The following is a 25,211-nucleotide window of genomic DNA, read 5'->3' as shown; positions in this document are numbered from 1 at the left end:
GTTCCCTGGTCCTACGGATGATTCAGGCTTGTTTGTCGGCTCACGCCGGGAAGTGCGGCCAGGCGTCGACGCCCAACCAGGAGAACGGCGGCGCGGCGAGCCGGCCCATCCGGGCGCGGGGTGTGGCCGGCGGCCCTGCCGCGGCAGGCGCGGGACCAGCGGTTTGTCCCGTCACGGGGACACCCGTGCCCGGCGACGAGCGGTTGGTGAATTCTGCCGGTGGCGCTTTCAGCGGCTGGACCGGCGGCGCTGCCGGAGCGTTGGCGATTGTCATTTGGAAAGCGGAGAAATCGGGAAAAATCACGGCTTTATGCAATCTTCTGCCTCCGAAAGTATGGCGGCCCACCCCCTGGGCCGGGATCAGTTTATCCACCAATTTTATTGAAGGGAAGCCCCGGGCGGGCGCCGGGTTCCTGGCGGCTGCCGGTGCTGGCCGGAACCCGCCGGACGCTCACCCGGACTGGGCACAACCGGCGGGCGCTACAGCTCCTTGATCATCCTGGTGTTGCCCAGCGTGTTCGGCTTGACCCGCGCCAGGTCCAGGAACTCGGCAACGCCTTCGTCATGCGAGCGCAGGAGCTCGGAATACACCACGGGGTCGACGGCGGTCTGGTCAGCCATGACTTCAAAGCCGTGCTTCTTGAAGAAATCCACTTCGAACGTCAGGCAGAAGACGCGCGAGACGCCCAGCGCGCGGGCATCCTCCAGCAGACGCTCTACCAGGGCGTGGCCCACGCCCCTGCCGCGCCAGGCATCCGAGGCCGCGAGTGTGCGCACCTCGGCCAGGTCCTCCCACATGACGTGCAGCGCTCCGCAGCCGATCACCTCGCCGTCTTCCGATTCGGCGATCCGGAATTCCTGCAGGCTCTCGTAGTAGGCCACGGTTTCTTTGGCCATGAGGATCCGCTGGTCGGCCAACGGCGCCACGAGCGTCTTGATGGCGCCAACGTCGCTGGTACGGGCAGGGCGGATGCGGATCGAGTCAGTCACAGCCCAATCCTACGGGGGCTCCGGGCCAGCCGGCTCGCGGCCGGGCCCGGGGCCGGGGTGTCAGAGACCCAGTTCGTCGGGGACGGGAATGTCCTTGTCCAGCAGGTTCCTGGCGAGGAAGTGCTCGACTACCCCGTACCAGACCTTGGCGTGCTGCGGCTGCAGGATCCAGTGGTTCTCGTCCGGGAAGTAGAGGAAGCGGTGGTCCGTTTCGCCGTTGTCGTCGGCCGCCAGCTGTGACTTGGCGAGCAGTTCGTACCAGAGCCGGAGCCCCTCGCCGATCGGCACGCGGTAGTCCTTGTCGCCGTGGATGACGAGCATCGGAGTGCTGATGTTTTTCACGTGCAGATGCGGGGAGTTCTCCAGCGCCATCTCGGCCGTCATCTCCTTGAGCCAGTACTGCGCGGCGTCCGTGGTGGGACCGAACTGGTCGAGGGCCCAGAGGCTGGCGTGCGTGACGATTGCCTTGAAGCGGTCCGTATGTCCGGCCACCCAGTTGGCCATGTACCCGCCGAAGGAACCGCCCATGGCGGCCGTACGCGTCTCGTCGATGTCCGGGCGCTGCACAACAGTGTCGGTGATGGCCATCAGGTCAGTGAACGGAGCCTTGCCCCACTCCCCCCAGCCGCGCTGGATGTGCTCCTGGCCGTAGCCGGTGGAGAGGGCAGGGTCCGGGAGCAGCACCGCGTAACCGCGGGCCACCAGCAGCCACGGGTTCCAGCGCCAGGTCCAGGCGTTCCAGGATCCCAGCGGGCCGCCGTGGATCCAGAGCAGCAGCGGGGCCGGGCTCGCGGCGGACGCGCCCTCGGGCAGCGCCAGGTACGCGGGCACACGGGCGCCGTCGGCCGCCGTCGTCTCCACGCGCTCAAGGGTCCCTTTGAAGTGCGGGCGCTCCGCGGGCGAGGGCAGGCGCACGACGCCGCCGCCGGCGAGGTCGATCCGCACAGGTTCGGCGGGGAATTCGTAGGAGCTGCGCAGGGCATAGGCGCTGCGTCCGTCGGGCGCGACGACGACGTCGGTATACGCGGCGGCGTCGTCCGTCAGGCGAAGCACCTGGCCAGCTTGGCTCCCGGCTGCACCGATCCGGAACACCGGCGAGGCGCCGTCCTCGTCGGCGGTGACCAGCAGCGCCGATCCGTCCGGCAGCCACGCTGCGGGGTGGGCCCAGCGGTCCCAATCATGGGCGAGCGGCGTCAGGGCACCCTCGCCTGCCGCCGGGCCGGCGACGTCGAGGAGGTGCAGCTTGACCTGCGGGGCCTCCAGCGGAGTGGTGTCGCTTTCACTGAGCACCACCAGGCTCCGGCCGTCCGGACTGACCGGGCCCGGGAAGTAGCTCAGGCCTTCCGTGTCCAGCAGAACCGTCCGGGTGCCGGTGGCGACGTCGATGGCGACCAGCACGGAACGTGAATCGGCATTAGCAAGCGGCTTGGCGAAGCTGCTGTAGATCATCGTGCCGTCCGGGCTGACCACCGATTCGGCGTCCCTGAGCCGGGTTCCGGCGTCGGGCGTCAGGTTGCGGAGCTTCAGCGGCGGCGCGGCGTCGACGGTGGTCGGCTTGCCGGCCTCCAGCTGCCCTCCGGATTCGACGGCGAACAACCGCGGCTGCCCCGGCCCCAGGTCCGCGTCCCAGTAGCGGACGGGGTAGCCGCTGTGCAGGATGGCCGCGACCTTGTTGTCCTTGCGCGCCTTGCGGCGTTCTTCGTCATTTTCCTCATCCGTGGAGCCAGCCAGCACCGAGGCCGCCACCACCACGGTGTCGGCGTCCTTGGCGGCGTGGACTCCGCCGATTCCGCCGGCGCGGGACAGAGCCACCCGGGCTTCGCCGCCGTCGGACGGGAGTATCCAGAGGGCGCTGACGGGGTCAGCCTCGGGGCTCTCCGGATCGGGACGGGCAGAGGTGAAGTAGAGGTCGCCGTTGGCGGCAAACACCGCACCCGCCTCCCCCTTGGCGCTGCGCGTGATCCGGCGGGCCTGTTTGACCCCGCCCGGGTCAACTTCCCACAGCGCGGTGCAGTATTCGGTGCCCTTCGCGCCGAGTGTCGCCACAGTGGTGACCAGCCGTGCCCCGTCCGGGCTCAGCGTCAAACCACTCACCTTGGGGATGGCGAGGTAGTGGTCCAGATCGTGGAAGGGGGTCTCGGGTTGTTCGCTCAGGGTCTCTGAGTCCTTGGCAGCCATGCACCGATTCAACACCGTATGTGGCATCGATCACAGAAAGTTCACTGAGAGTGAAACACTGCTTTCAGATACGGAGGGCCGTCGAACCGGCTGCCGGGCGCAAACGCAAGGCCCCGCCGTCCGTTTCGGGACAGCGGGGCCTTTTGTCTTGATGCTAGACGCTGGGAGCGATCTCCGGGATGCGCGGCTTGGCGTTGCCGGCGAAGGTGAACTTCGCGTCGTCGCCTTCGCCTTCCACATCCACCACCACGATGTCGCCGGAGTGCAGTTCGCCGAAGAGGATCTTCTCCGAGAGCTGGTCCTCGATCTCGCGCTGGATGGTGCGGCGCAGCGGCCGGGCACCCATGGCGGGGTCGTAGCCGCGGGTCGCCAGGAGCACCTTGGCCGCGGACGTGAGCTCGATGCCCATGTCCTTGTCCTTGAGGCGCTTCTCGAGCCGGCCGACGAACATGTCCACGATCTCGATGATCTCGTCCTGGGTCAGCTGCGGGAAGACCACAACATCGTCAACACGGTTCAGGAACTCGGGGCGGAAGTGCTGCTTGAGCTCCTCGGTGACCCTGGCGCGCATCCGGTTGTAGCCGGTCTGCGTGTCCGTGCCGGACTGGAATCCGGTGGCAACGCTCTTGGAGATGTCCCGGGTGCCGAGGTTCGTGGTCATGATGATCACGGTGTTCTTGAAGTCCACCACGCGGCCCTGGGAGTCGGTCAGGCGGCCGTCTTCCAGGATCTGCAGCAGCGAGTTGAAGAGATCGGCGTGCGCCTTCTCCACTTCATCGAACAGGACCACGGAGAACGGACGACGGCGGACCTTCTCGGTCAGCTGGCCGCCTTCCTCGTAGCCCACGTAGCCCGGAGGGGCACCGAAGAGCCGCGAGACCGTGTGCTTCTCCGAGTACTCGGACATGTCCAGCGTGATCAGCGCGTCCTCTTCGCCGAACAGGAACTCGGCGAGGGCCTTGGCCAGTTCGGTCTTGCCGACGCCGGTGGGGCCGGCGAAGATGAACGAGCCGCCCGGACGCTTGGGGTCCTTGAGGCCTGCACGGGTGCGCCGGATCGCCTGGGACAGGGCCCTGATGGCCTCGTCCTGGCCGACCACGCGCTTGTGCAGTTCGTCTTCCATCTTCAGCAGGCGCGAGGACTCTTCCTCGGTCAGCTTGAAGACCGGGATGCCGGTGGAGTTCGCCAGCACTTCGGCGATGAGGTCCTCATCAACTTCGGAGATGTCGTCCATGCCGCCGGTCTTCCACTGGCGTTCCTTCTCGGCGCGCTCGGCAATGAGCTTCTGCTCCTTGTCGCGCAGCGACGCGGCGCCTTCGAAGTCCTGCGCGTCGATCGCGGATTCCTTCTCCAGCTTCATGGCGGCGATTTTCTCGTCCATGATCTTGAGCTCGGGCGGGGCGGTCATGCGCCGGATGCGCAGCCGCGCGCCGGCCTCGTCGATCAGGTCGATCGCCTTGTCCGGCAGGAACCGGTCCGAGATGTAGCGCTCGGAAAGGCTCGCCGCCGAGGCGAGGGCGCCGTCGGTGATGGTGACGCGGTGGTGTGCCTCATACCGGTCGCGAAGGCCCTTGAGGATCTCGATCGCGTGCGCCACGGAGGGTTCCTTGACCTGGATCGGCTGGAAGCGGCGCTCCAGCGCGGCATCCTTCTCGATGTGCTTCCGGTATTCGTCCAGCGTGGTGGCACCGATGGTCTGGAGTTCGCCGCGGGCCAGCATGGGCTTCAGGATCGAGGCCGCATCGATGGCGCCTTCGGCGGCTCCGGCACCCACCAGGGTGTGGATCTCATCGATGAACAAGATGATGTCGCCGCGGGTGCGGATCTCCTTGAGGACCTTCTTCAGGCGCTCTTCAAAGTCACCGCGGTAGCGGGAGCCTGCCACGAGGGACCCCAGGTCCAGGGTGTACAGCTGCTTGTCCTTGATGGTTTCCGGGACATCCCCACGCACGATCGCCTGGGCAAGGCCCTCGACGACGGCGGTCTTGCCGACGCCCGGTTCGCCGATCAGCACGGGGTTGTTCTTGGTGCGCCGGGAAAGGACCTGCATGACGCGTTCCATTTCCTGCTCGCGGCCGATCACGGGGTCCAGTTTGTTCTCGCGCGCCGCCTGGGTCAGGTTGCGGCCGAACTGGTCCAGGACGACGGAACCCGCGGGGGTACCCTCGGCCTGCCCGGGGCCGACGCCGGCGCCCGTGGTTTCCTTGCCCTGGTAGCCCGAGAGCAGCTGGATGACCTGCTGGCGGACCCGGTTCAGGTCGGCGCCGAGCTTGACGAGCACCTGGGCGGCAACGCCCTCGCCCTCCCGGATGAGGCCGAGGAGGATGTGCTCGGTACCGATGTAGTTGTGGCCCAGCTGCAGGGCCTCGCGGAGCGAGAGCTCCAGGACCTTCTTGGCACGAGGGGTAAAGGGGATGTGGCCGGAAGGCGCCTGCTGGCCCTGGCCGATGATCTCCTGGACCTGCTCGCGGACACCGTCGAGCGAAATGCTCAAGGATTCAAGGGCTTTGGCGGCAACACCTTCACCCTCATGGATCAGACCCAAGAGGATGTGTTCGGTACCAATGTAATTGTGGTTCAGCATGCGTGCCTCTTCTTGGGCAAGCACAACTACGCGACGGGCACGGTCCGTAAATCGCTCAAACATTTCGCCACACTCCTAGCTACGACGTACTTTGATGCTACGTGGCCGGGTTCCAGATTTGGGGCTTGTTCGCCACAGGGGAAACCGGAGGGTTGCGCATCGCTGCCCGGACACCCCTCCCGGCAGGGGCGGGATGGGCCGGAACCCTTCCCGGGCGGGTGCAACCGGCCGGGCCGGGCGGCGCCGTCCGGCGCTTGCTGGCGGGGAGCCGGCCGGGCCGGGCGGCGCCTTCCCGCGCTTACCGGCGGTGCAACCGGCCGGGCCGGGCGGCGCCGTCCGGCCCTTGCTGGCGGAGCGGGTGCGGGGCCCGCCCGAAAGGCGTGCCGCCGTCGGCATGGCAATGCCCCCGCCGGATAACGGGGGCATTGGCATTTGACTGCGCCTCATTGGGACTTCACTGCGAGTTCACAGGGACTTCATTGCGACTTGATTGCGACCTGAGGACTTGATGAGACTTGATTGTCTCTTGATACCGGGCCGTGATACTGCGCCGCCCTGATGCGAGTCCCTGGCTAGGAATTCGCCTTTTGGTAGGCTTCCTGAATTTCGGCCTGGATACGTCCGCGGCTGTTTACCGCGTAGCCGTTGTCCCGTGCCCACTGACGGATCTGGGCAGAGTCCTGATTCCGTCCGCTGGAAACTTTCGTGCGCGTGGCGCGTCCGCTTGATGTCTTGCGTGCGTGCGACATAAATCGCTCCACTGCGGAGCGCAGTTCTGAAGCATTGCTTGACGACAGGTCAATTTCGTAGCTGACGCCGTCAAGGCCAAACCGGACAGTTTCGTCCGCGGATCCCCCATCCAGATCATCAACGAGGATGATTTTTACTTTCTGTGCCATAAAGGACTCTCTTTCCAAAGATCGAGCGTTAAAAAAGCAGGATGTATCTGGAATAAGTATCCTCCGCGTTACAGCAGGGAGTCAAAGCGCAAAACTTCTGTTCAAAGGAAAACCACAGGCGGCAATAGGGAACTATTACTTCGTTCCGGGTAATTAGCCCCCGAGGGCTCCGGAATCCTGCTCCCGGTTTTGAGCTTCCGCTCGGGCTTCCGCTTCGGCATGGGCGCGGGCTTCTGCCTGCCGCTCCGATTTGTCGGCATTGAATATGGATTTCATGGCAAACCAGAAAAGCAGGCCCACCACGATGGGGGGCAGCAATACGGCGATATAGTCCATGCTCAGTGTCCTTCGGGCTTCAACAGGGGGAAGAGGATCGTTTCGCGGATGCCGGCGCCGGTAAAGAGCATCACGAGGCGGTCGATGCCCAGGCCGATTCCGCCCATGGGCGGCGCGCCGTACTCGAGCGCACGGAGGAAGTCTTCGTCCAACTGCATAGCCTCCACGTCGCCCGCGGCGGACCGACGGGACTGTTCGGTGAGGCGTTCGCGCTGGATCACCGGGTCAATCAGTTCGGAGAACGCCGTGCCCCGCTCCATGCCGCCGATGATGAGGTCCCAGGCCTCGATCAGGCGGCCGTCTTCGCGGTGCTGGCGGGCCAGCGGCTGGGCGGACGGCGGATAGTTGTAGACGAACGTGGGGTTGAGCAAGGTAGGCTCCACCAGTTCGCCGAAGAGTTCGACGACGAGCTTCTCGGCGTCCCAGCCGGCGTCGACCTTGACCTCGTGCTTGGCGGCCAGTTCCAGCAGTTCGGCAACAGGGGTGTCCGGGGTCACTTCCTGGCCCACGAATTCGGACAATCCCGGGTAGACCGCCAGCCAGGTCCAGTCGCCGTCGAGGTTGATCTCTCCGGCTTCGGTCTGCAGCACGCGGCCCACACCGGCGGCGCCGGCGGCGTCCAGGATGATCTCCTTGATCCGGTCCGCCATGACGAACTGGTCCGCCCACGCCTCGTAGGACTCCAAGGTGGTGAACTCGGGGCTGTGCGTGGAGTCCACCCCTTCGTTGCGGAAGACCCGGCCCATGTCGTAGACGCGGTCGATCCCGCCGACCACCGTGCGCTTGAGGTAGAGCTCGGTGGCGATGCGCAGCGTCATTTTCTGGTCGAAGGCGTTCATGTGCGTCTCGAAGGGACGGGCCGTGGCGCCGCCGTGAACCAACTGCAGCATGGGGGTTTCCACCTCGACGTAGCCCTGGCGGTGCAGGGTTTCGCGGATGGAGCGGGTGATCGCGGCGCGGGTGTAAACCATCTCGCGGGCTTCGTCGCGGACAATGAGATCCACGTAGCGCTGGCGGACGCGCGTTTCTTCATTCAGCCCGGCGTGCAGCACGGGCAGCGGGCGCAGCGCCTTCGAGGCCATGGTCCAGGAATCCGCCATGACGGACAGCTCGCCGCGGCGCGAGGAGATGACCTCGCCCTTGACGAAGACGTGGTCGCCGAGGTCCACGAGGGACTTCCACTCCGCGAGCGCCTCCTCACCGATGTTCGCCAAGCTCAGCATGACCTGCAGCCGCACGGCCTTGCCGTCCACGCCGCCCTCCTGGAGCGTGGCGAAGCAAAGCTTGCCCGTATTGCGGATGAAGACAATGCGGCCGGTCACGCCGACGACGTCGCCGGTGGTTTCGTCGGCCTGCAGGTAGGCGTATTTCTCGCGGATTTCCGTGAGCGAGTGTGTGCGTTCGACACCCACCGGATATGCCTCGACGCCGCGTTCAATCAGCTTGGCGCGCTTCTCCATGCGGATGCGGGTCTGCTCGCTGGCATCGTGCGTCTCGGCGGCGGTGTTCGGGGCGGGGGTGTTTTGGGAAGTCACAATCCCCAAGTTTACCGTCGATTTGCGCCCGGGCAGGTCCCGGGCCGGTTCTGCCGGGCGCAGCCGGGCAGACAGGGCGCGGGAATAGACTCGGAGCTGTGGAGACATGGACTGTGAGGACCGACGACGGCGAGGGGCACCTCGAGCTGCACACAATCCGTCCGGCGGCGCGGGCGCCGGGCGGGCCGGGCGCATCCGGCGCCGCCCAATCTCAGAAACCGCGCGGTGAAGGATCCGGCGTCGTCATCGTGCACGGGACGCTGATCACCGATCAGCTCTACCGGCCGTTTGCGAGGAAGCTCGTCCGGCTGCTTGGCAGGCCGGTGCACTGCTACAACCGGCGCGGGCGCGCCGGTTCCTCGCCCCAGCCCGCCGACTATTCTGCCGCCACGGAGGTGGCCGACCTGGCCACCGTGCTCCGCGAGACCGGCGCCAGCGACATCGTGGCCCACAGTTATGGCGGGTTTGTGGCCCTGCAGGCGGCCCGTAGTCTGCCGATCCGCCGGATGGTGACCTACGACGCGGCCGTCAGCCTCTCCGGGAACCTCAGCCAGCGCTGGCGGCCGGAGCTTGAACGTTCCGTGGCCTCCGGCCAGCTTGACGACGCCTGGGCGCATTTGGTGCAGGGCCTGGAGACGGCGGGGCCGGTGTCCCGGCTGCCGCTGGGCGCGCTGCGCATGCTGAGCATCCTCTCCGCCCGGACCAACCTGGGGGCGGAAATGCGGGAACTGCTGCCCACGGCTGTTGCGGAGATGCGGGCCGTGCTGGCCGCCGACGCCGAACTCGGTGAGTTTGCCGCCATCACCACGCCCACGCTCATGCTCAGCGGCGGCTGGAGCCCTCCCTACTTCGCCGAGACAGGCCGCCAGCTCGCCGACGCCGTCCCGGCGCTCAGCTTCGCCGTGGTTCCCGGGCAACTCCACGAAGGCCCCATCCGGCCGGGGAACCGGCTGGCCCTCCGCGCGGCACGGTTCCTGCTCGGCGGGGCCGGCGCTGTGACTCCGCCCTCTGGCAACCTGGTTGGCAGCCTGACGGCCGGGGGCATGGCCGGCATCGCCGGGGTGCCGGCCCGGTGGCGGCGGATTGGGTCCGGCGGCTGACGGCACCGCGGCGGCCGACCGCTAGAATCGGGGGCGACCCTTTCGAAAGGACCCCCTTGGCCAAGCTCTACTTCCGCTTCGGCGCCATGAACTCCGGCAAATCTACGGGGCTGCTGCAGGCTGCGTTCAACTATGAGGAACGCGGGCAGCGGGTTCTGCTGGCCAAACCGGACGTGGACACCAAAGGCGACTCCGACGTCGTGTCCCGCCTGGGCATGACCCGTTCCGTGGACTTCCTGATCCCCGCCGGCGCATCGGCCCGCGAGCTTTTCACCGCCCAGGCCCACGGAGACGATCCCGACGCCCTTCTGCAGCACGTGGACACCGCGCCGGTGGCCTGCCTGCTGGTTGACGAGGCCCAGTTCCTGGAACCGGAGCAGGTGGACGATCTCTTCCGCATCGCGGTCCTGGACAACGTCCCCGTACTCGCCTACGGCATCCGCACCGATTTCCGGACCCGCGCCTTCCCCGGTTCCCTTCGGCTCCTGGAGATTGCGCACACCGTCGAAGAACTCAAGACCATCTGCCGCTGCGGACGGAAGGCTATCTTCAACACCCGCCGGATCGGGGACCAGGTGGTCTTCGACGGGAACCAGGTTGCGATCGACGGCCAGGACGTCTGGTACGAGTCGCTCTGCGGCGCCTGCTACCTCGAGGTCTCCGGCGGCCGGCTGGGCAACTAGCTCCACTGCGCCGGGCAGTGCCCAACTGAACTGCGGCCCATTGAACGGCACCCTACTGAGTTGTGGCTTACTGCAGTGGGGCGCGGCCTCGGCTAGGCTCGGAGCATGACCCGCGAGAACATCAGAACCCCCGACGGCGGAACGATCGAGCTTTTCAGCACGGGCGCCGAGCTCACCTCGGCGGGTTCGGGAATCGTCGTCGTGCCGGCCTCGATGGTGACGGCCGCCGATTACACGCGTTTCGCGCAGAAACTCAGCGCTTCACTGGGCCGGCCGGTGCACACCTTCAACCGTCGCGGCCGCGGCTCGTCCTCCCCGCAGCCGGAGGGCTACACCCTTGACGTGGACATCCACGATCTCGACGCCGTCATGAAGCAAACGTCCAGCACGGACGTCTTCGGCCACAGCTTCGGCGGGGCGGTGGCCCTCCACGCGGCCCGCACCCTGCCGGTGGAACGGCTGGCTGTGTACGACCCCGCCGTGTCCGTCAACCACAGCGTGACGGCGGACTGGACGCCCGAATACGAGCGGGCGACCGCGGCCGGCGACGACGACCGCGCCCTCGCCGTCCTGCTCAGAGGCCTGGAGACCGGCAGCGCCCTGTCCCGGATGCCGCTGTCAATGCTGACGCTGGCGAACAAGCTTTCGGCGGGCACGCCGATGGGCAAGCAGCTGCGCGACCTCATGCAGACCGGTGTCCGCGAGATTAAGGCGATCATCGCCGCGGACATGCCGGCCGAACCGTTCCTGGAACTTCCGCTGGAGACGCTGATCATTGTGGGCGAGAAGAGCCCGGCATACTTCGGCGTGGCCTGTGCCCAGATCCACGATGTCCTCTCCGGTTCCAGCTACACGATCCTGCCCGGCATGGGCCACGACGGTGTCAACAAGGCGCCGGACAAGCTGATCGCCGAGCTCAGCGCGTTTTACGCGGGCTGACCCGCAACAAAGCAACGCGAAATCGGCAACGCGAAACAAACGCGGCGTCACGTCGCTCCCATCCGGCTGAGGACATGGGCGCGACGTGACCCGCTTTTTCTGGAGTGGCGTTGCTTTTAGTGTGCGGGCTGTGCCGCGCCTGCGGTCTTGCGCATCATGGTGGACAGCACGACGGCGGCGAGGGCTATGACGGCCGCCGTCAGGAATGCGGCGTGCATGCCGGCAACCATTCCCGAGGACTCTGCCACGAAAGCGTAGATAGAGACCAGCAGCGCCGTGCCGGCGGCGCCGGCCACCTGCTGCAGCGTGCTCATGATGGCCGAGCCGTGGGAGTACAGGTGCGGCGGCAACGGGTTCAGGCCTGTCGTGAAGGCGGGGGTGAACAGCAGTGCCAGGCCCAGGCTCAGTGCCACGTGCAGGGCAATGATCCATCCCACGGGTGAGCCGGCGTCCAGCATGGAGAACTGCCAGAGGGACAGCACCATCATCACCGAGCCGGTCACTGTAAGCGGCAGCGGCCCGACCCTGTCGAACACGCGGCCGATGAATGGCCCCAGCAGGCCCATGGCGAGGCCGCCCGGAAGCAGCACCAGGCCGGTTTCGAGTGACTTCAGACCGCGGATCTCCTGCAAGTACAACGGCAGCAGGATCACCGCGCCGAACAAGGCGATCATGGCCACGACCAGCAGCAGCACGGACACCGTGAACATCCGGAACGTGAAGGCGCGCAGATCCAGCAGGGGGCCGTCGCTCTTCTGCAGCTTCAGCTGGCGCAGGACGAACGCGGCCAGGGCAACCACTCCGACGGCCAGGGCCACCACGGCAGGGGTGCGGGAGCCGGCCTGGCCGCCGCCGATCTGGCTCAGGCCGTACACCAGGCCGCCGAATGCGGGGACCGTGAGCACCACTGAGAGGGCATCAAGCCGGGTCTTCTCGGAGGTGCCGATGTTGGTCAGATATTTGGCCCCGATGGCCAGCGCGGCGAGGGCGATGGGCAGCACGAAGACGAACATGAAGCGCCAGGAAAAGTGCTCGAGGATCAGGCCGGAAACTGTGGGGCCCATTGCCGGCGCAACCGAAATGGCGATGCTGACGTTGCCCATGACGGCGCCGCGGCGTTCCAGCGGCACGAGCGTGAGGATGGTGGTCATCAGGAGCGGCAGCATGATGGCTGTGCCGGCGGCCTGGACGATGCGGGCCAGCAGCAGGACTTCGAAGCCCGGCGCGAGGGCGGCCAGCAGCGTGCCGCCGGAGAACAGCCCCATGGCCAGCATGAACACAGCACGGGTGGACAGCCGCTGCAGGATGAACCCGGTGGTGGGGATCACCACAGCCATGGTGAGCATGAAGCCGGTGGAGAGCCACTGCACGGTGGGCGCATCGATGTTCAGGTCCACCATCAGCCGCTGCAGGGCAACGTTCATGATGGTCTCGTTGAGGATCACCACGAACGTGGCCACCAGCAGCGTGACGATGATGGTCACGGACTCCCGGGACATCTTCGCCGGCGCGGTTGGCGCGGACGGCACGTTCTGCGCGGGGATGGTGGGGGCAGCGCCCGGTGCGGGATCGCCAGAGGCGTTGGACGAGACGTCTGTTGACATGGGAATTCCCTCAGGGAGTTTGGTGTGGGTCCGGCGAGCTTCAGCGCTGCTGCAGGTTCCAACAGTCTAAGGCCCGGGGGCATTCCCGCCACCGGAAACCGATGCGGGGTCAGCTACTGCCCGTGGAGGTCCGCCGTTTAGGCCGTAGACCCCGTGCCGGTTTCAGGAGTTCAGGGGCGCGTTGTCGATGAGGCGGACGGGGCCCACTTTGGCGGCGATGATCGCCAGCCCCTCGCCGCGGAACGGGGTGTCCCGGCAGTTCTCCGCGAGGGGCTCGAGGGTGCGCGGATCCACCACCTCGAAATAGTCCAGTTCCACGAGCGGCTGGGACCGGACCAGGGCCTGCGCGGATTCAACGTCCAGCGGCTCATGCGCGTTGGCACGCTCCTCGATGAGCCGCAGCGCTCGGGAGAGCACCAGGGCAGCCTCGCGCTGGTCCTCGGAGAGGAAGCGGTTGCGGCTGGACAGTGCCAGGCCGTCGGCCGCTCGGACTATGGGCACGGGCACGATCTCCACGGGGAAATTCAGGTCCGCCACCATGCGCTGGACCAGTGCCAGCTGCTGCGCGTCCTTCTGGCCAAAATAGGCACGGTAGGCCGGCTGGGCTCCGCCCGGCAGCCCTGTCCCCGGGATGCCGTAGTGCAGCAGTTTCGCGACGACGGTCAGGGCGCCGTCGAAGTGTCCGGGCCGGGACGCGCCCTCCCACTTTTCGCCCAGGGGTCCCGCCGTGATCCGCACCAGGGGTGCCCCGCCGGGGTAGACCTCCTCAACGCTCGGCGCGAACGCCAGGTCCACGCCCTCGGCGTCGAGCAGCGCGAGGTCCGCTTCGAGCGTCCGGGGGTAGCGGTCCAGATCCGCGGCCTCGCCAAACTGCAGCGGGTTCACGAAGATGCTGGCCACCACGACGTCGTTCTGGGCGACGGCCGTCCCGGCCAGTTGGGCATGCCCCTCGTGCAGGGCGCCCATGGTGGGCACGAGCCCCTGGGACGTGCCGCCTTTCTGCGCCAGCAGCCGGGCGCTTGCGGCGCGGAGCTGGGCAGCCGTGGTGACGAGTTGGATTGCCATGTCAGGGTCCTTCCGGGGCGGGCGTCCCGTTCTGGCCGGGGCCGCCGAGCGCCTGTTCGATGCCGTCGACTTGTTCCGGCTTCAGGAGCCCGCGGCTTCCTGCCCGGCGGGCTGTCGCCCGGGCCATGGCCAGGTACGCCTCAAGAATATCGCCGGCGGCGCCGTCGTCGTACTCGCGGAGGGCGCCCGCGTGGGCGGCAACTGTGCCCGTGTCGCCGCGGGCAACAGGCCCAGTCAGGGCGGATTCGCCGGAGGCGAGGGCGTTCTCGAGGGTGGCGCGCAGCAGCGGGCCCAGCATCCGGTCCGGGGCGTCGACGCCGACGTCCCGGAGCAGCTGCGAGGCCTGCGCCACGAGCGTGACCAGGTGGTTGGAGCCGTGCGCGAGGGCAGCGTGGTACAGGACGCGGTCCGCCTCGGCGATCGCGACGGGCTCGGCGCCCATTTCGACGACGAGTGCCTGGGCGATCGGCAGCATCGCGGCGTCGGCCGTGACGCCAAAGGTGCAGTCCAGGAGCCTCGTGAGGTCCAGGCTCATGCCCGTGAACGTCATGGCCGGGTGCAGCGCGAGGGGCACGGCGCCGGCGGCACGGACCGGGTGCAGGATCCCGACGCCGAAGCGCCCGGAGGTGTGCGCCACGAGCTGGCCGGGCTGCCAGGCGCCGAGCTTGGCCAGACCGTTCACGAGCGGGCCTAGGGCATCGTCCGGGACGGCGAGCAGGACCAGCTCGGCGCGCTCCACGATGTCCTGCACCTCCAGGATCGGGACACCGGGCAGGAGTGTTTCGACGCGGTCCCGGCTGGCGTCCGAAACGGCCGACGCCCCGATGACGGCGTGCTCGGCTCCGCGCAGCGCCGCCCCCAGGACGGCACCGACCTTCCCTGCGCCAATGATTCCGACGCCGAGGCGTCCTGGTTTAGCCATGATGCGGGCCTTCCTGAGGGTGGTCTGCGGGTGGTGCGGCCGGCTGGGCCACCGGCTCCATCCAGTGCTCGCTCTTCTGGCGCTTGCGTGCGGCGCGGGCACGGGCGGACTGCGCATCGAACAGGGCCCGGGCTTCGTCGAGGCCGGCCTGGATGAGCCGCGGTGCCACCGGACCTGCCGTGGTGTGCAGGACCAGGTCCGCCACCCGGAATCTGCGGGCGAGCGGGCCCTGTTGCAGCGCCATGGACTGGGTCCGCTGGTGCGGCACCACCACCAGGCTCCGCCACCACCGGCCCGATCTCAGGAGCAGGGCGGTCTCGGTTGCCGTGAAGCCGTTGCGCCGCCAGCCCAGCGGCGCCAGGAACCGGGCCCGGCGCGGGCTGGTGACGAAGCCGCCGTCGGTGTCCTGCCCGCCTCCGCTGCCTGGAGTCCCGGCGGCGTCCGCGAGACCGGTGATCCCTGCGGTGAAGACACCCAGCGGATCCGGGGTTCCGGGATCCGGGAGCACCAGGGAGAGGATTTCCAGGACGTCCGCAATGGATCCCACCGGAAGCAGCGTGGTCCGGGCCGTTCCCTCGCCGGCGCTGGCGGCCAGACCGTAGCCGGCCACGTTGACCTGAATGCGGTACCAGCCGAAAATCCGCCACAGCGGCGGCTGGCTGATCTTCAGCGCCTGGATCCTACCCGGCGGCACGGTCTGCGCCTGCGTGTCCAGCAGGCCGTAGCGCAGCCGGATGCCGTCCGGGGAAATGGCGGCCGTGAAGTTGTAACCCTTGTTGAACGAGGACCAATAGGAGGCGACGAGTCCGATCGCGGCAGGGATCAGGAAGACCGCGAAGCTCCGGTTTTCAGTGACGGCGGACAGCAGCACGGAAGCGATGCCGCCAGCCAGGATCACGACGCTTTGTTCGCTCAGGAGCAGCGAGCCCACCAGGCGCGGCGGCGGCACGGTGAGCACCACCTGTTCCGGGGCCTCCACGGCGGCGGTCTCCGGTTGTCCCGGCTCCGGCGACGGCGACAACGTCCCGCCGGAGGCACCGGAGGCGCGGGCCAGGATTGTCGCGCGGAGCTGCTGGGCCTCGTCCGCGCGCAGGTACGCCAAGCGAACCGCGGATTCGCCGGCGTCGGCGACTTCGAACCTAAGTTCAGCAAGTCCGAAGATCCGCGCCAGCAGGGGCTGCACGACGTCGATTGCCTGCACCCGGTCCAGCCGGGCCTGCCGCTGCTGTTTGAAGAGGAAACCGGTGTTGACGCGTACGTAGCCGCCCGCCACCTGGTAGCGGGTGAAGTACCAGCTCAGGACGTAGCCGAGGACGGTCAGCAGCAGCAGGGTGCCGCCGCCGAGCAGCAGCCACGGCGCCCGTCCGGCCAGCCGCTCGTCAAAGAGCGGGCCGCCCTGGAGCAGGCGTTCGAAACTGTCGCGTCCAAAAAAGAACAACAGTGCGGCCAGGGCCACCCAGCCACGGACAAAGGGCGAGGCCGGGTGCACGCGCAACCAGCCGGCGTCGACATTTCCTGCGTTGCCAGCCGCGTCGGCACCGGAGGGTCCGGCACCCTCCGGTGTCAGCGCCATCGTGTCACGCTCTTCCCGTCACAGCCCGGCCAGCCGGGCTTCGCCGCGGGCGGACAGCTGTTCGCGGAGCCGGGCCCCTTCGCTGGCGGGCAGGCCGGGAATCTCGGCGCTGGTCGCGGCGGCGGCGGTGTGAAGCTTGAGCGTGCACAGGCCCAGCGGACGCTCGACCGGGCCCACCCCGATGTCCACGTACTGCATCCGACCGTACGGGACCACGAGGGTGCGCTGGAAGAAGATGCCGCGCCGGATCAGGAGGTCGTCCTCCCGCTCGGCATAGCCGATCGAGCGCACCTGACGGGGAATCAGCAGGAGCCGCCACAACGCCAGAAGCAGCCAGACGGCGGGAATGGCGACGCCCAGCCAGACCGGCGGCCAGGTCCACACGCCGGTCAGCACCAGGACCAGGGGAAGCAACAGCAGGGACACCGCAATCAGGTTGCCCAAGGCCCACCCCGCGAGGCGCACCTTGACGTACTTCGGTGACACCCTGAGCCAGTCGATGCCCGGAGGATCAATCGCTTCGGTACGCATATTCGCCTTCCGACGAGGGCTTGCTGCGCTTTCCCTGCACGCCGGGCCGGGATTCGGCGTCGCCGTCCTCGGGCGGAATCCGGCAGAACCGCTCGACGACGAGCCCCACGATCACCATGATCAGCCCGCCGCCGGCCATCGCCAGCGCCTGCCAGGTGAGGTCCTGGTTGCTGCGCAGGTTCCACAGCCGCAGTTGCTCCACCACGACCCCCGCGTGCCAGCCCAGCAGGACCGCGCCGGTGTAGGCGCAGGCCTGGGCGAGGACCAGCGTCCAGGCCGCCAGGATGGGGTTGAGGATTTTCTTCTTCTTGCCGTTGCGCCACCGCAGCACGCGGATGCCCAGCACCAGGGTGAGTGCCACGATCACACCCATGGTCAGCAGCCCCGTCAGCGGCAGCACCGGGGTGGCCAGGCTGTAGCGGCCCGAGAGCATGGTGGCGGACCAGCCGGCCACGGCCATGACCACGCAAATGGCCAGCAGGAGCAGGGGGCTGGTCAGCTTCACGGCCGCTCCGCCGCGCCGGACACGCCTGTGCGCTCTGTGGTTGTGTGGGTCTGGAAGCCGTCAAATGGCGCGAGGTCGCCAAAATCGGCGGCCTTCGCGGCGAGGTCGCCTACGCGTTCGCCGTTGAGCTCCGCCGCGGGATCGATCAGCGACCACGGATAGAGCACGAAGGCCCGTTCCGCGGCCCGGGGGTGGGGCAGGGTGAGCTCGGGGTCGGAGCTCACCACGTCCCCGTAGGTGATGATGTCCACATCCAGGGTCCGCGGCCCCCACCGGACCTCGCGCACGCGTAAATGCTTCTGCTCGACGGCGTGGCAGTGCTCCAGCAGTTCGCGCGGCGGCAGGGACGTCTCGAGGGCAATCACCATGTTCAGGAAGTCAGGCTGGCCCGGCGGGCCGCCCACGGCCTTCGTCTGGACGATCGGCGAGATGGCCAGCAGGCGCACCTCCGGCGGGTCGACGAGGTCCGCGACGGCGGCGGACAGCGTGTCGCTGCGCTCCCCCAGGTTGCTGCCGAGCGCGATCACGGCGCGGGTGTAGAGCGGGCTCACGGCCGGCTCCGGTGCACGCTGACGGAGACATCGCCGAAGTCGACTTCAATCGGGGCCTTGGGCTTGTGCACGGTGATGTCCACGGCGGCCACCGGGAATTTCTCCAGCACGTCCTCGGCAATCCGCACGGCGAGGGCCTCGATCAGGTTCAGCGGTCCCCCGGTGATCCAGTCGCGGATGCAGTTGGCCACTTCGCCGTAGTGCGCGGTGTCCAGGACGTCGTCGGACGCCGCGGCCTTGCTGAAATCCAGGTGCAGCACAGCGTCAACAACGAACGGCTGGCCGTCGCGGCGCTCGAAATCGAACACACCGTGATGGCCGACGGCGGTGACGCCGCTCAGCGTGATCTGGTCCATGGCGTCCGCCGGATCAGTTGGTGCCGGCGCCGGCGGCAGCAGCCGTTGCCGGGCTCGTCGGGGGTACCATGCGGGCGGCGACCTTGACGGCGTCGAGGCTCGCGCCGACGTCGTGCACGCGCACAGCCCAGGCGCCGCGGAACGCGCTGATGGCGGTCACGGCGGCGGTGGCGGCATCGCGTTCCACCGGCTGGGCGGCCTTGCCCGCCACGGTCAGGAGGCTGCCGAGGAAGCGCTTGCGTGAGCCGGCGACGAGGACCTTGTGGCCCATGGCCTGCAGCACATCCAGGTGCTGCAGGAGCTCCCAGTTCTGGACGTCGTTCTTGGCGAAGCCCAGTCCCGGGTCCACAATGATCTGCTCCGGGGCGACACCGGCGGAGTACAGCTTGTCGCGGACGCCGGCGAGTTCCGTCACGACTTCCCCGGCCACGTCGCGGTAGTCCGTCAGGGAATTCATGGTGCTGGCGTCGCCGCGGCGGTGCGTCAGGATGTAGGGGACCTTGGTCCGGGCGGCCAGTTCCGCCATTTCCGGCTCCATGGTCAGGCCCGAAACGTCGTTAATGATTGCGGCGCCGGCCTTCAGTGCCGCAGCCGCCGTCACGGCGTGGGTGGTGTCGATGCTGACGAGGGCGCCGGCCTTGACCAGGGCCTCGATGACCGGCAGGACCCGGCGCTGTTCCTCGTCAACGCCGACCGCCGTGGCGCCCGGGCGGGTGGATTCGCCGCCGACGTCGATGATGTCCGCCCCGGCGTAGAACATCCGCAGCCCCGCCGCGATCGCCGTGTCCGGGGTCGGGTGCGCCCCGCCGTCGCTGAAGGAGTCTGGGGTGACGTTGAGGATTCCCATTACGAGTGTCCGGTCCGTGGGCAGGTCCTGGAACTTCGCCGCCGGGCGCGGTTTGCGCAGGATTGGCAGGGGCGAGGTGGCGGGGCCGGTCCCCGGGGCTGCAGCTAGGGAGTCCATAGTCTGTGTTCTTACCTTCCGAGTATGAGGCTCATGGCTTCGGCACGGGTGGCCGGGTCATGCAGTTGCCCGCGCACTGCGCTGGTGACGGTCTTGGCGCCGGGCTTGCGGATTCCCCGCATGGACATGCACAGGTGTTCACATTCGACGACGACGATCGCGCCGCGCGGTTTGAGGTGGGTGACGAGGGCCTCGACGATCTGGGTGGTCAGGCGTTCTTGGACCTGCGGGCGCTTGGCGAACATGTCCACCAGCCGGGCCAGCTTGCTCAGGCCCGTGACCTTGCCGTCGTGGGACGGGATGTAGCCCACATGCGCCACCCCGTGGAACGGCACCAGGTGGTGCTCGCAAGTGGAGTAGAACGGGATGTCCTTGACCAGCACGAGTTCCTCGTGGTCCAGGTCGAAGGTGGTGGCCAGGATCTCGGCGGGGTCGTGGTGCAGGCCGGCGAACATTTCCGTGTAGGCCTTGGCCACCCGCTTCGGGGTGTCCAGGAGCCCGCCGCGATCCGGGTCCTCGCCGATGGCCAGCAGGATCTCCCGCACGGCGGCTTCGATCCTGGGGCGGTCCACCTTGGTCTTTGAATGCGGGGCTTCCCCGTCCCCCGCCGAAGCAGCGGGGGCGGGAACGTCGTCGTCGAAGTTAGAAGTCACAGAAGAAGCCTAGCCGGGATGACCATCAGTCCCGATATCCGTAGCACCGCCCTGGAAGGACTCCTGTCCGCCGACGCCCTGGGCATGCGGGGGCTGGGCATCCAGGGGCTCTTCGAGCCGGGCCTGGGTGGCCTCCTCCTGCGCTTCCCGCTCCGCCTTTTCGCGGCGTGACTCCACCGGGCCGGCGGACTGGAGCGTTCGGGTCTCCTTGGAGAGCCAGACGTCGCGGAAGTCGCGCTTGCGGATGTTGGTGAAGACCTGCGCGATTTCGGCTTGGTTCAGCGTCTCGCGTTCGAGCAGTTCCAGCGCGAGCTCGTCCAGGACGTCGCGGTTCTCGGTCAGGATGGCGTAGGCCTCATCATGCGCGCCGTCGATCAGGCGGCGCACCTCCTCGTCGACGATGTAGGCGATCTGGTCCGAGTAGTTTCGCTCGTGGCCGGCGTCGCGGCCCAGGAACGGCTCGCCGCCGCCCTGGCCGAGGCGCACCGACCCGACCCTTTCGCTCATGCCGAATTCGGTGACCATCTTCCGGGCGATCCCCGTGGCCTTCTCGATGTCGTTGGACGCGCCCGTGGACGGATCGTGGAAGACGAGTTCCTCGGCGACGCGGCCGCCCATGGCGTACGCCATCTGATCGAGCAGCTCGTTGCGGGTGATGGAGTACTTGTCGTTTTCCGGGACCACCATGGTGTAGCCGAGGGCGCGGCCGCGGGGCAGGATGGTGATCTTGGTGACCGGGGCGGAGTTCCGCAGGGCGGCCGCGACGAGGGCGTGGCCGCCTTCGTGATACGCGGTGACCTTGCGCTCGTGTTCCTTCATGACCCGGCTGCGCTTCTGCGGGCCGGCCATGACGCGGTCGATCGCCTCGTCCAGGGCGCGGTCATCGATCAGGTTCGCGTTGGAACGGGCCGTCAGCAGGGCGGCCTCGTTCAAGACGTTGGCCAGGTCCGCGCCCGTGTAGCCGGGGGTCTTTTTGGCAACAGCCTTGAGGTCGACGCCGGCAGCCATCGGCTTGCCCTTGGCGTGCACCTGCAGGATCTGGTCGCGGCCGATCAAGTCGGGGGCCTCGACCGAGATCTGCCGGTCGAAGCGGCCCGGACGCAGCAGTGCGGGGTCCAGGACGTCGGGGCGGTTGGTGGCGGCAATCAGGATGACGTTGGTCTTGACGTCAAAGCCGTCCATTTCCACCAGCAACTGGTTCAGGGTCTGCTCGCGCTCGTCGTTGCCGCCGCCGATGCCGGCGCCGCGGTGCCGGCCGACGGCGTCGATCTCATCGACGAAGATGATTGCCGGCGCGTTGGACTTGGCCTGCTCGAAGAGGTCGCGGACGCGGGAGGCGCCCACGCCGACGAACATTTCCACGAAGTCGGAACCGGAGATGGAGAAGAAGGGAACGCCGGCCTCGCCGGCAACCGCGCGGGCCAGGAGGGTCTTGCCGGTGCCCGGAGGGCCGTAGAGCAGCACGCCCTTGGGGATCTTGGCGCCGACGGCCTGGAACTTGGCCGGTTCCTGCAGGAATTCCTTGATCTCCTCGAGTTCCTCGACGGCCTCATCGGCGCCGGCGACATCGCTGAAGGTCACCTGGGGCATGTCCTTGTTGACGAGCTTGGCCTTGGACTTGCCGAACTGCATGACCTTGGACCCGCCGCCCTGCATCCGGGAGAGCAGGAACCAGAACAGGACGCCGAGCAACAGCACAGGCACCAGCAGGGAGAAGAGTCCGGAGAACCAGTTGTTTTCGATCGGCTGGTCGGTGAAGCCGCCCGACGGTTTGGAGTCCGTGACCGCCTTGACGACGTCCTGGGCGCGGGCGTTGACGAAGTAGAACTGGACGTTCTTGCCCTTGTCCTGCCCGTCGACCTGCAGGTTGTCCTTCAGGACCAGGTCCACACGGTTCTCGGCGTCGAAAATCTTGGCCTGTTCAACCTTGCCGCCGGCGCTCAGCAGTTCAAGGCCCTTGTCGGTGTCGATCCGACTCGCGCCGCCCGGCGCCAGAGTGGCAAATGCCAGCAGCAGCATGGCCACCACGACGACAATCCAGATGCCGGGGCCCTTGAAGAAACTCTTAGCTTTCATCTGTTCGGGGGCTGGCCCCGTCCCTCCTGGTAGTGCTGCACGGCGACCGTTCTGCGCGCGTGTGGTGCTGCGTCAGGTTCTAGCTATACACCGTCGCACTAACTCACGCACGGCGGAGGGCAAAAGTTCCCTGTGGGCGTAGCGCGGCCGGGCCGCCCCGGCGCCCGGGTCCCGGGCGGGGGTGCCTCTGCGTGAACGATTTACTCGTAGACGTGGGGGGCCAGGGTGCCGACGAAGTCCAGGTTGCGGTACTTCTCGGCGTAGTCCAGGCCGTAACCGACGACGAATTCGTTGGGAATGTCGTAGCCGACGTACTTGACGTCGATCTTGACCTTGGCGGCCGTCGGCTTGCGGAACGCGGTGCAGATTTCCACCGACGCCGTGCCGCGGGATTCCAGGTTCGTTTTGAGCCAGGACAGCGTGAGGCCGGAATCGATGATGTCCTCGACGATCAGGACATCCTTGCCCATGAGGTCGGTGTCGAGGTCCTTCAGGATGCGGACCACGCCTGAGGACTGCGTGCCGGAGCCGTACGAGGAGACCGCCATCCAGTCCATGGAGACGTGGCTGTGCAGTGCACGGGCCAAGTCCGCCATGACCATGACGGCGCCCTTGAGCACGCCGACGATCAAGAGGTCGCGGCCCGCGTAGTCCTCGTCGATCTGCGCCGCGAGTTCGGTGATCCGTTGCTGGATCTGTTCCTTGGTGTAGAGAACGTGTTTGAGGTCTGCCTGGACGTCGTTTGAATCCACCAATGGCTCCTGTGTAGATGCGGGGTGCGACTAATTTCGGGGCGGCTGTTGAGGCCGGAATACAAGCTTCCCACAGCGGGCGGCTTCGCGGGGAACACCGGCGGCGGTCGGCTCCACAGCAAGGAGCTGCGCGAGCGAGAGCCGGTAGACACTGACCGCGCCGGGAAGCTCCACCGGGCCCGCCGATCCCTGCCGGCGCAGCAGTGCTTCGGCCGCGAGCAGTCGCTGGTAGCTGGGCTGCTGACCTCCGACGGCGGCGGCGGCCTTGGCGATCACCCGGAATCTCACGGCCGGGGCAAGGTCGCGCAGCTCGGTCTCCGGGAGGCTGATCTCGTCCCCGGTCTGCTGACGCAGCCGGTCGAAGGTGTCATTCGCCACGTCCTCCAGGTAGTCGGCGTCCAGCTGCAGGATCGCGGCCGTGCGGGCGAGGGACTCGGCCACGCCGGGGCCGAGCTTGTCCTCAAGCAGGGGCAGCACTTCAACCCGCGTCCGGGAGCGCGCGTACACAGGGTCCGTGTTGGATGGGTCGTGCCAAGGTTCCAGGCCCTCCACCCGGCAGATCTCCAGGGTGTCCGCGCGCCGCAGGCCCAGGAACGGGCGCATCAGCCGGCCCCGGGAGGGCCGCATCCCGGCAAGAGACCGGGTGCCCGACCCCCGCGCCAGGCCCAGTAGCACTTGCTCGGCCTGGTCATCGAGGGTGTGGCCCAGCAGGATCGCGCCCGCACCTGCCTCGTCCGCGGCGGCCTCCAGGGCCGCATGGCGGGCGTCCCGGGCAGCCGCCTCCGGGCCCACGCCGGTGGAGGCGACGTCGACAGTCCTGATCTGCACGGGCGAGAGCCCGAGGTCCTCGAGGGTCCGGGCAGTGGTTGCGGCGACCCCGGCCGAGCCCGGCTGCAGCTGGTGGTCCACGACGACGGCGCCAATGGACACTGGGTGGCCGTCCACGTGACCGCGGCGGGCGAAGTAGGCGGCGACGGCGGCGAGGGCCAGCGAGTCCGGCCCGCCGCTGCAGGCGACCAGGACGCGGTCCGGGTAGCCGGCCCCGGCCAGGGCGTCCTGCAGCATTTTTCGCGCCGTGCCGACCACAGGCGCGAGGCGGCCGGGCCGGCGTCGTCCGCTGGAAACCGAGGTGGAACCGGCGTTGCGGGCAGTCATGGCGGCTAGAGACCCATTCGGTCGAGCCAGAGCTTGGAGTCGTGGATCTCGGGTTCGCTGGGGAGATTCTCGGCGGACTCCCAGACCCTGTTGAAGCCTGCCATGCCGGCTGCGTCCACCACTTCCCGGACGAACTTGGCGCCGTCGCTGTACTGGCGCATCTTGGCGTCGAGGCCAAGCAGGTTGCGGATGAATTTCTCAATCACGCCGCGGTCCTGCCCGCGGGCGTTGAAACGCTGCCGGATGGTCTTCACCGACGGGACGATGCTGGCGTCCACGGCGTCCATGACCACATTGGCGTGCCCCTCGAGCAGGCTCATCAGGGCCGTCAGGCGGGACAGGGCCGCTTTTTCCTCCGGGTTCTGAAGCAGGTCCAGGATGGCGCCGCGTCCGGGCGCGGCACCGGGTGCCGTGCGGTCCTTCAGCGACTTCGCGGCCGCGGAGGCCCGTTCCATCAGGGAATCGACGTTGCCCAGCAGCAGCCCGCTGAGGTTTTCGATCTCCTGGAGCATGTGGTGCCGCAGCCACGGGGCGGCGGCGAACTGCACCCGGTGGGTCTGTTCGTGGAGGCAGACCCAGAGCCGGAAGTCCGCGGGCTCGACGTTCAATTCGCGTTCCACGGAGATGATGTTCGGCGCTACGAGCAGCAGGCGGCCGGACGCGGGGGCGGTGGAGTTCTCGGCCAACGCGGAGAAGGGATCGTACTGGCCCAGGACCTTGCTGGAAAGGAAGGCCAGGATGGCGCCGAGCTGGCTGCCGGTGATTGCCGCGCTGATGCCGGCAGCTCCGGGGCTGAGGGATCCGCGGCCCTCCAGCAGCTTTTCCATGGCGGGCTTGAGCATGACGGCGAAGCTCTGCGTGTTGGCCTTGGCCCATGAGGCCCTGTCCACCACGAGGACCTCGGAGTCTCGCAGGTCCCGGGCGGCGTCAAGGCCGGTGATGTGGTGGACGTGCGGCACGGAAATGTCCGCCATGAGCCGCAGGTTTTCGACGGCGGCCCCGATCTCGGCAGCGCTCAGGACAGGGCCGGCCGGTGTCAGGCGGGCGGCCGTGGACGCGGCGAGCTCCCAATTGATGAGGTCTTGGGCCTGGACCGATGCCTCACTTGTTGTCCCACTCGGCGTCTTTGGCAATGGCTTGCTTGATGTCTCGCTTGCAGAAGGCTCCATGGGATCCATCAGAACACAGGGGCCCGACCATCCGCCTTAATTTTCGCTGACCGGCGAACCGGCCGGGCCCACGTCCCAGCCGGGGCACCGG

24 protein-coding genes are annotated in these 25,211 nt (G+C 67.8%); 3 read left to right on the top strand and 21 right to left on the bottom strand.

The window, feature by feature from the left end:
* Positions 1 to 40 precede the first annotated feature (40 nt).
* From M2428_RS07630 to lysS, 7 genes are all read right to left on the bottom strand, one after another.
* Entirely contained in the window at positions 41 to 274 is a 234-nt protein-coding gene (locus M2428_RS07630) for a hypothetical protein (RefSeq protein WP_277525321.1), read from the bottom strand.
* A 206-nt stretch (positions 275 to 480) separates the two neighbouring features.
* Entirely contained in the window at positions 481 to 990 is a 510-nt protein-coding gene (locus M2428_RS07625) for an amino-acid N-acetyltransferase (RefSeq protein WP_277525319.1), read from the bottom strand.
* Positions 991 to 1,050: 60 nt separating this feature from the next.
* Positions 1,051 to 3,168, bottom strand: a complete 2,118-nt coding sequence (locus M2428_RS07620) for a prolyl oligopeptidase family serine peptidase (RefSeq protein WP_277525317.1) — start codon at positions 3,166 to 3,168, stop codon at positions 1,051 to 1,053.
* Positions 3,169 to 3,322: 154 nt separating this feature from the next.
* Positions 3,323 to 5,815: an ATP-dependent Clp protease ATP-binding subunit gene (locus M2428_RS07615; protein WP_277525315.1), complete on the bottom strand. Its 2,493-nt coding sequence runs from the start codon at positions 5,813 to 5,815 to the stop codon at positions 3,323 to 3,325.
* A 509-nt stretch (positions 5,816 to 6,324) separates the two neighbouring features.
* Positions 6,325 to 6,651 carry an Lsr2 family protein gene (locus M2428_RS07610; protein ID WP_277525311.1) on the bottom strand — a complete coding sequence of 109 codons (327 nt, stop codon included), beginning with the start codon at positions 6,649 to 6,651 and terminating at the stop codon, positions 6,325 to 6,327.
* A 153-nt stretch (positions 6,652 to 6,804) separates the two neighbouring features.
* Entirely contained in the window at positions 6,805 to 6,987 is a 183-nt protein-coding gene (locus M2428_RS07605) for a hypothetical protein (RefSeq protein WP_277525310.1), read from the bottom strand.
* Positions 6,988 to 6,989: 2 nt separating this feature from the next.
* On the bottom strand, positions 6,990 to 8,522 hold the full coding sequence (gene lysS, locus M2428_RS07600) for a lysine--tRNA ligase (RefSeq protein ID WP_277525308.1): 1,533 nt from the start codon (positions 8,520 to 8,522) through the stop codon (positions 6,990 to 6,992).
* Positions 8,523 to 8,620: 98 nt separating this feature from the next.
* On the opposite strand from lysS, the gene M2428_RS07595 reads away from it, so the two are divergent.
* From M2428_RS07595 to M2428_RS07585, 3 genes are all read left to right on the top strand, one after another.
* Entirely contained in the window at positions 8,621 to 9,622 is a 1,002-nt protein-coding gene (locus M2428_RS07595; RefSeq protein WP_277525306.1) for an alpha/beta hydrolase, read from the top strand.
* A 56-nt stretch (positions 9,623 to 9,678) separates the two neighbouring features.
* The gene (locus M2428_RS07590) at positions 9,679 to 10,305 is read left to right on the top strand and encodes a thymidine kinase (protein ID WP_277525303.1); all 627 of its coding nucleotides are present in this window, start codon (positions 9,679 to 9,681) and stop codon (positions 10,303 to 10,305) included.
* 105 nt (positions 10,306 to 10,410) lie between these two features.
* Positions 10,411 to 11,244, top strand: coding sequence for an alpha/beta hydrolase (locus M2428_RS07585; RefSeq protein WP_277525302.1), 834 nt, complete (start codon positions 10,411 to 10,413; stop codon positions 11,242 to 11,244).
* 116 nt (positions 11,245 to 11,360) lie between these two features.
* On the opposite strand, the gene M2428_RS07580 is transcribed toward M2428_RS07585, so the two are convergent.
* The 14 genes from M2428_RS07580 to M2428_RS07515 all read right to left on the bottom strand — a co-directional run bounded on the left by M2428_RS07580 (position 11,361) and on the right by M2428_RS07515 (position 25,129).
* Positions 11,361 to 12,848: an MDR family MFS transporter gene (locus M2428_RS07580; protein ID WP_277525300.1), complete on the bottom strand. Its 1,488-nt coding sequence runs from the start codon at positions 12,846 to 12,848 to the stop codon at positions 11,361 to 11,363.
* A 162-nt stretch (positions 12,849 to 13,010) separates the two neighbouring features.
* Positions 13,011 to 13,913, bottom strand: coding sequence for a pantoate--beta-alanine ligase (gene panC / locus M2428_RS07575; protein WP_277525298.1), 903 nt, complete (start codon positions 13,911 to 13,913; stop codon positions 13,011 to 13,013).
* Position 13,914: 1 nt separating this feature from the next.
* Complete coding sequence (locus M2428_RS07570; protein WP_277525296.1) at positions 13,915 to 14,835, bottom strand: DUF2520 domain-containing protein; 921 nt, start codon at positions 14,833 to 14,835, stop codon at positions 13,915 to 13,917.
* Positions 14,828 to 16,408 carry a PH domain-containing protein gene (locus tag M2428_RS07565; RefSeq protein WP_277525294.1) on the bottom strand — a complete coding sequence of 527 codons (1,581 nt, stop codon included), beginning with the start codon at positions 16,406 to 16,408 and terminating at the stop codon, positions 14,828 to 14,830. The genes M2428_RS07570 and M2428_RS07565 overlap by 8 nt, the downstream gene beginning before the upstream one ends.
* A gap of 18 nt (positions 16,409 to 16,426) precedes the next feature.
* Positions 16,427 to 16,939, bottom strand: a complete 513-nt coding sequence (locus tag M2428_RS07560; RefSeq protein WP_277525292.1) for a PH domain-containing protein — start codon at positions 16,937 to 16,939, stop codon at positions 16,427 to 16,429.
* On the bottom strand, positions 16,920 to 17,444 hold the full coding sequence (locus M2428_RS07555; RefSeq protein ID WP_277525290.1) for a DUF3180 domain-containing protein: 525 nt from the start codon (positions 17,442 to 17,444) through the stop codon (positions 16,920 to 16,922). The genes M2428_RS07560 and M2428_RS07555 overlap by 20 nt, the downstream gene beginning before the upstream one ends.
* Positions 17,441 to 17,995 carry a 2-amino-4-hydroxy-6-hydroxymethyldihydropteridine diphosphokinase gene (folK, locus tag M2428_RS07550; protein WP_277525288.1) on the bottom strand — a complete coding sequence of 185 codons (555 nt, stop codon included), beginning with the start codon at positions 17,993 to 17,995 and terminating at the stop codon, positions 17,441 to 17,443. The genes M2428_RS07555 and folK overlap by 4 nt, the downstream gene beginning before the upstream one ends.
* Positions 17,992 to 18,351, bottom strand: a complete 360-nt coding sequence (gene folB, locus M2428_RS07545; protein ID WP_277525286.1) for a dihydroneopterin aldolase — start codon at positions 18,349 to 18,351, stop codon at positions 17,992 to 17,994. The genes folK and folB overlap by 4 nt, the downstream gene beginning before the upstream one ends.
* Positions 18,352 to 18,364: 13 nt before the next feature.
* The gene (folP, locus tag M2428_RS07540; protein ID WP_277525284.1) at positions 18,365 to 19,315 is read right to left on the bottom strand and encodes a dihydropteroate synthase; all 951 of its coding nucleotides are present in this window, start codon (positions 19,313 to 19,315) and stop codon (positions 18,365 to 18,367) included.
* A gap of 11 nt (positions 19,316 to 19,326) precedes the next feature.
* A complete protein-coding gene (gene folE, locus M2428_RS07535) occupies positions 19,327 to 19,968 on the bottom strand; it encodes a GTP cyclohydrolase I FolE (protein WP_277525282.1) in 642 nt (213 codons plus the stop codon).
* A gap of 9 nt (positions 19,969 to 19,977) precedes the next feature.
* Positions 19,978 to 22,044: an ATP-dependent zinc metalloprotease FtsH gene (ftsH, locus tag M2428_RS07530; RefSeq protein WP_277525280.1), complete on the bottom strand. Its 2,067-nt coding sequence runs from the start codon at positions 22,042 to 22,044 to the stop codon at positions 19,978 to 19,980.
* Positions 22,045 to 22,244: 200 nt separating this feature from the next.
* On the bottom strand, positions 22,245 to 22,796 hold the full coding sequence (gene hpt, locus M2428_RS07525; protein WP_277525279.1) for a hypoxanthine phosphoribosyltransferase: 552 nt from the start codon (positions 22,794 to 22,796) through the stop codon (positions 22,245 to 22,247).
* 30 nt (positions 22,797 to 22,826) lie between these two features.
* Positions 22,827 to 23,861: a tRNA lysidine(34) synthetase TilS gene (gene tilS, locus M2428_RS07520; protein ID WP_277525527.1), complete on the bottom strand. Its 1,035-nt coding sequence runs from the start codon at positions 23,859 to 23,861 to the stop codon at positions 22,827 to 22,829.
* A 95-nt stretch (positions 23,862 to 23,956) separates the two neighbouring features.
* Complete coding sequence (locus tag M2428_RS07515) at positions 23,957 to 25,129, bottom strand: zinc-dependent metalloprotease (RefSeq protein WP_277525277.1); 1,173 nt, start codon at positions 25,127 to 25,129, stop codon at positions 23,957 to 23,959.
* Positions 25,130 to 25,211: the final 82 nt, after the last annotated feature.

The organism is Arthrobacter sp. ES3-54, assembly GCF_029504395.1.
Taxonomy (GTDB): domain Bacteria; phylum Actinomycetota; class Actinomycetes; order Actinomycetales; family Micrococcaceae; genus Arthrobacter.
Note: the sequence above shows the minus strand (reverse complement) of the source record. Positions and strands in the feature narration are given on the sequence as shown.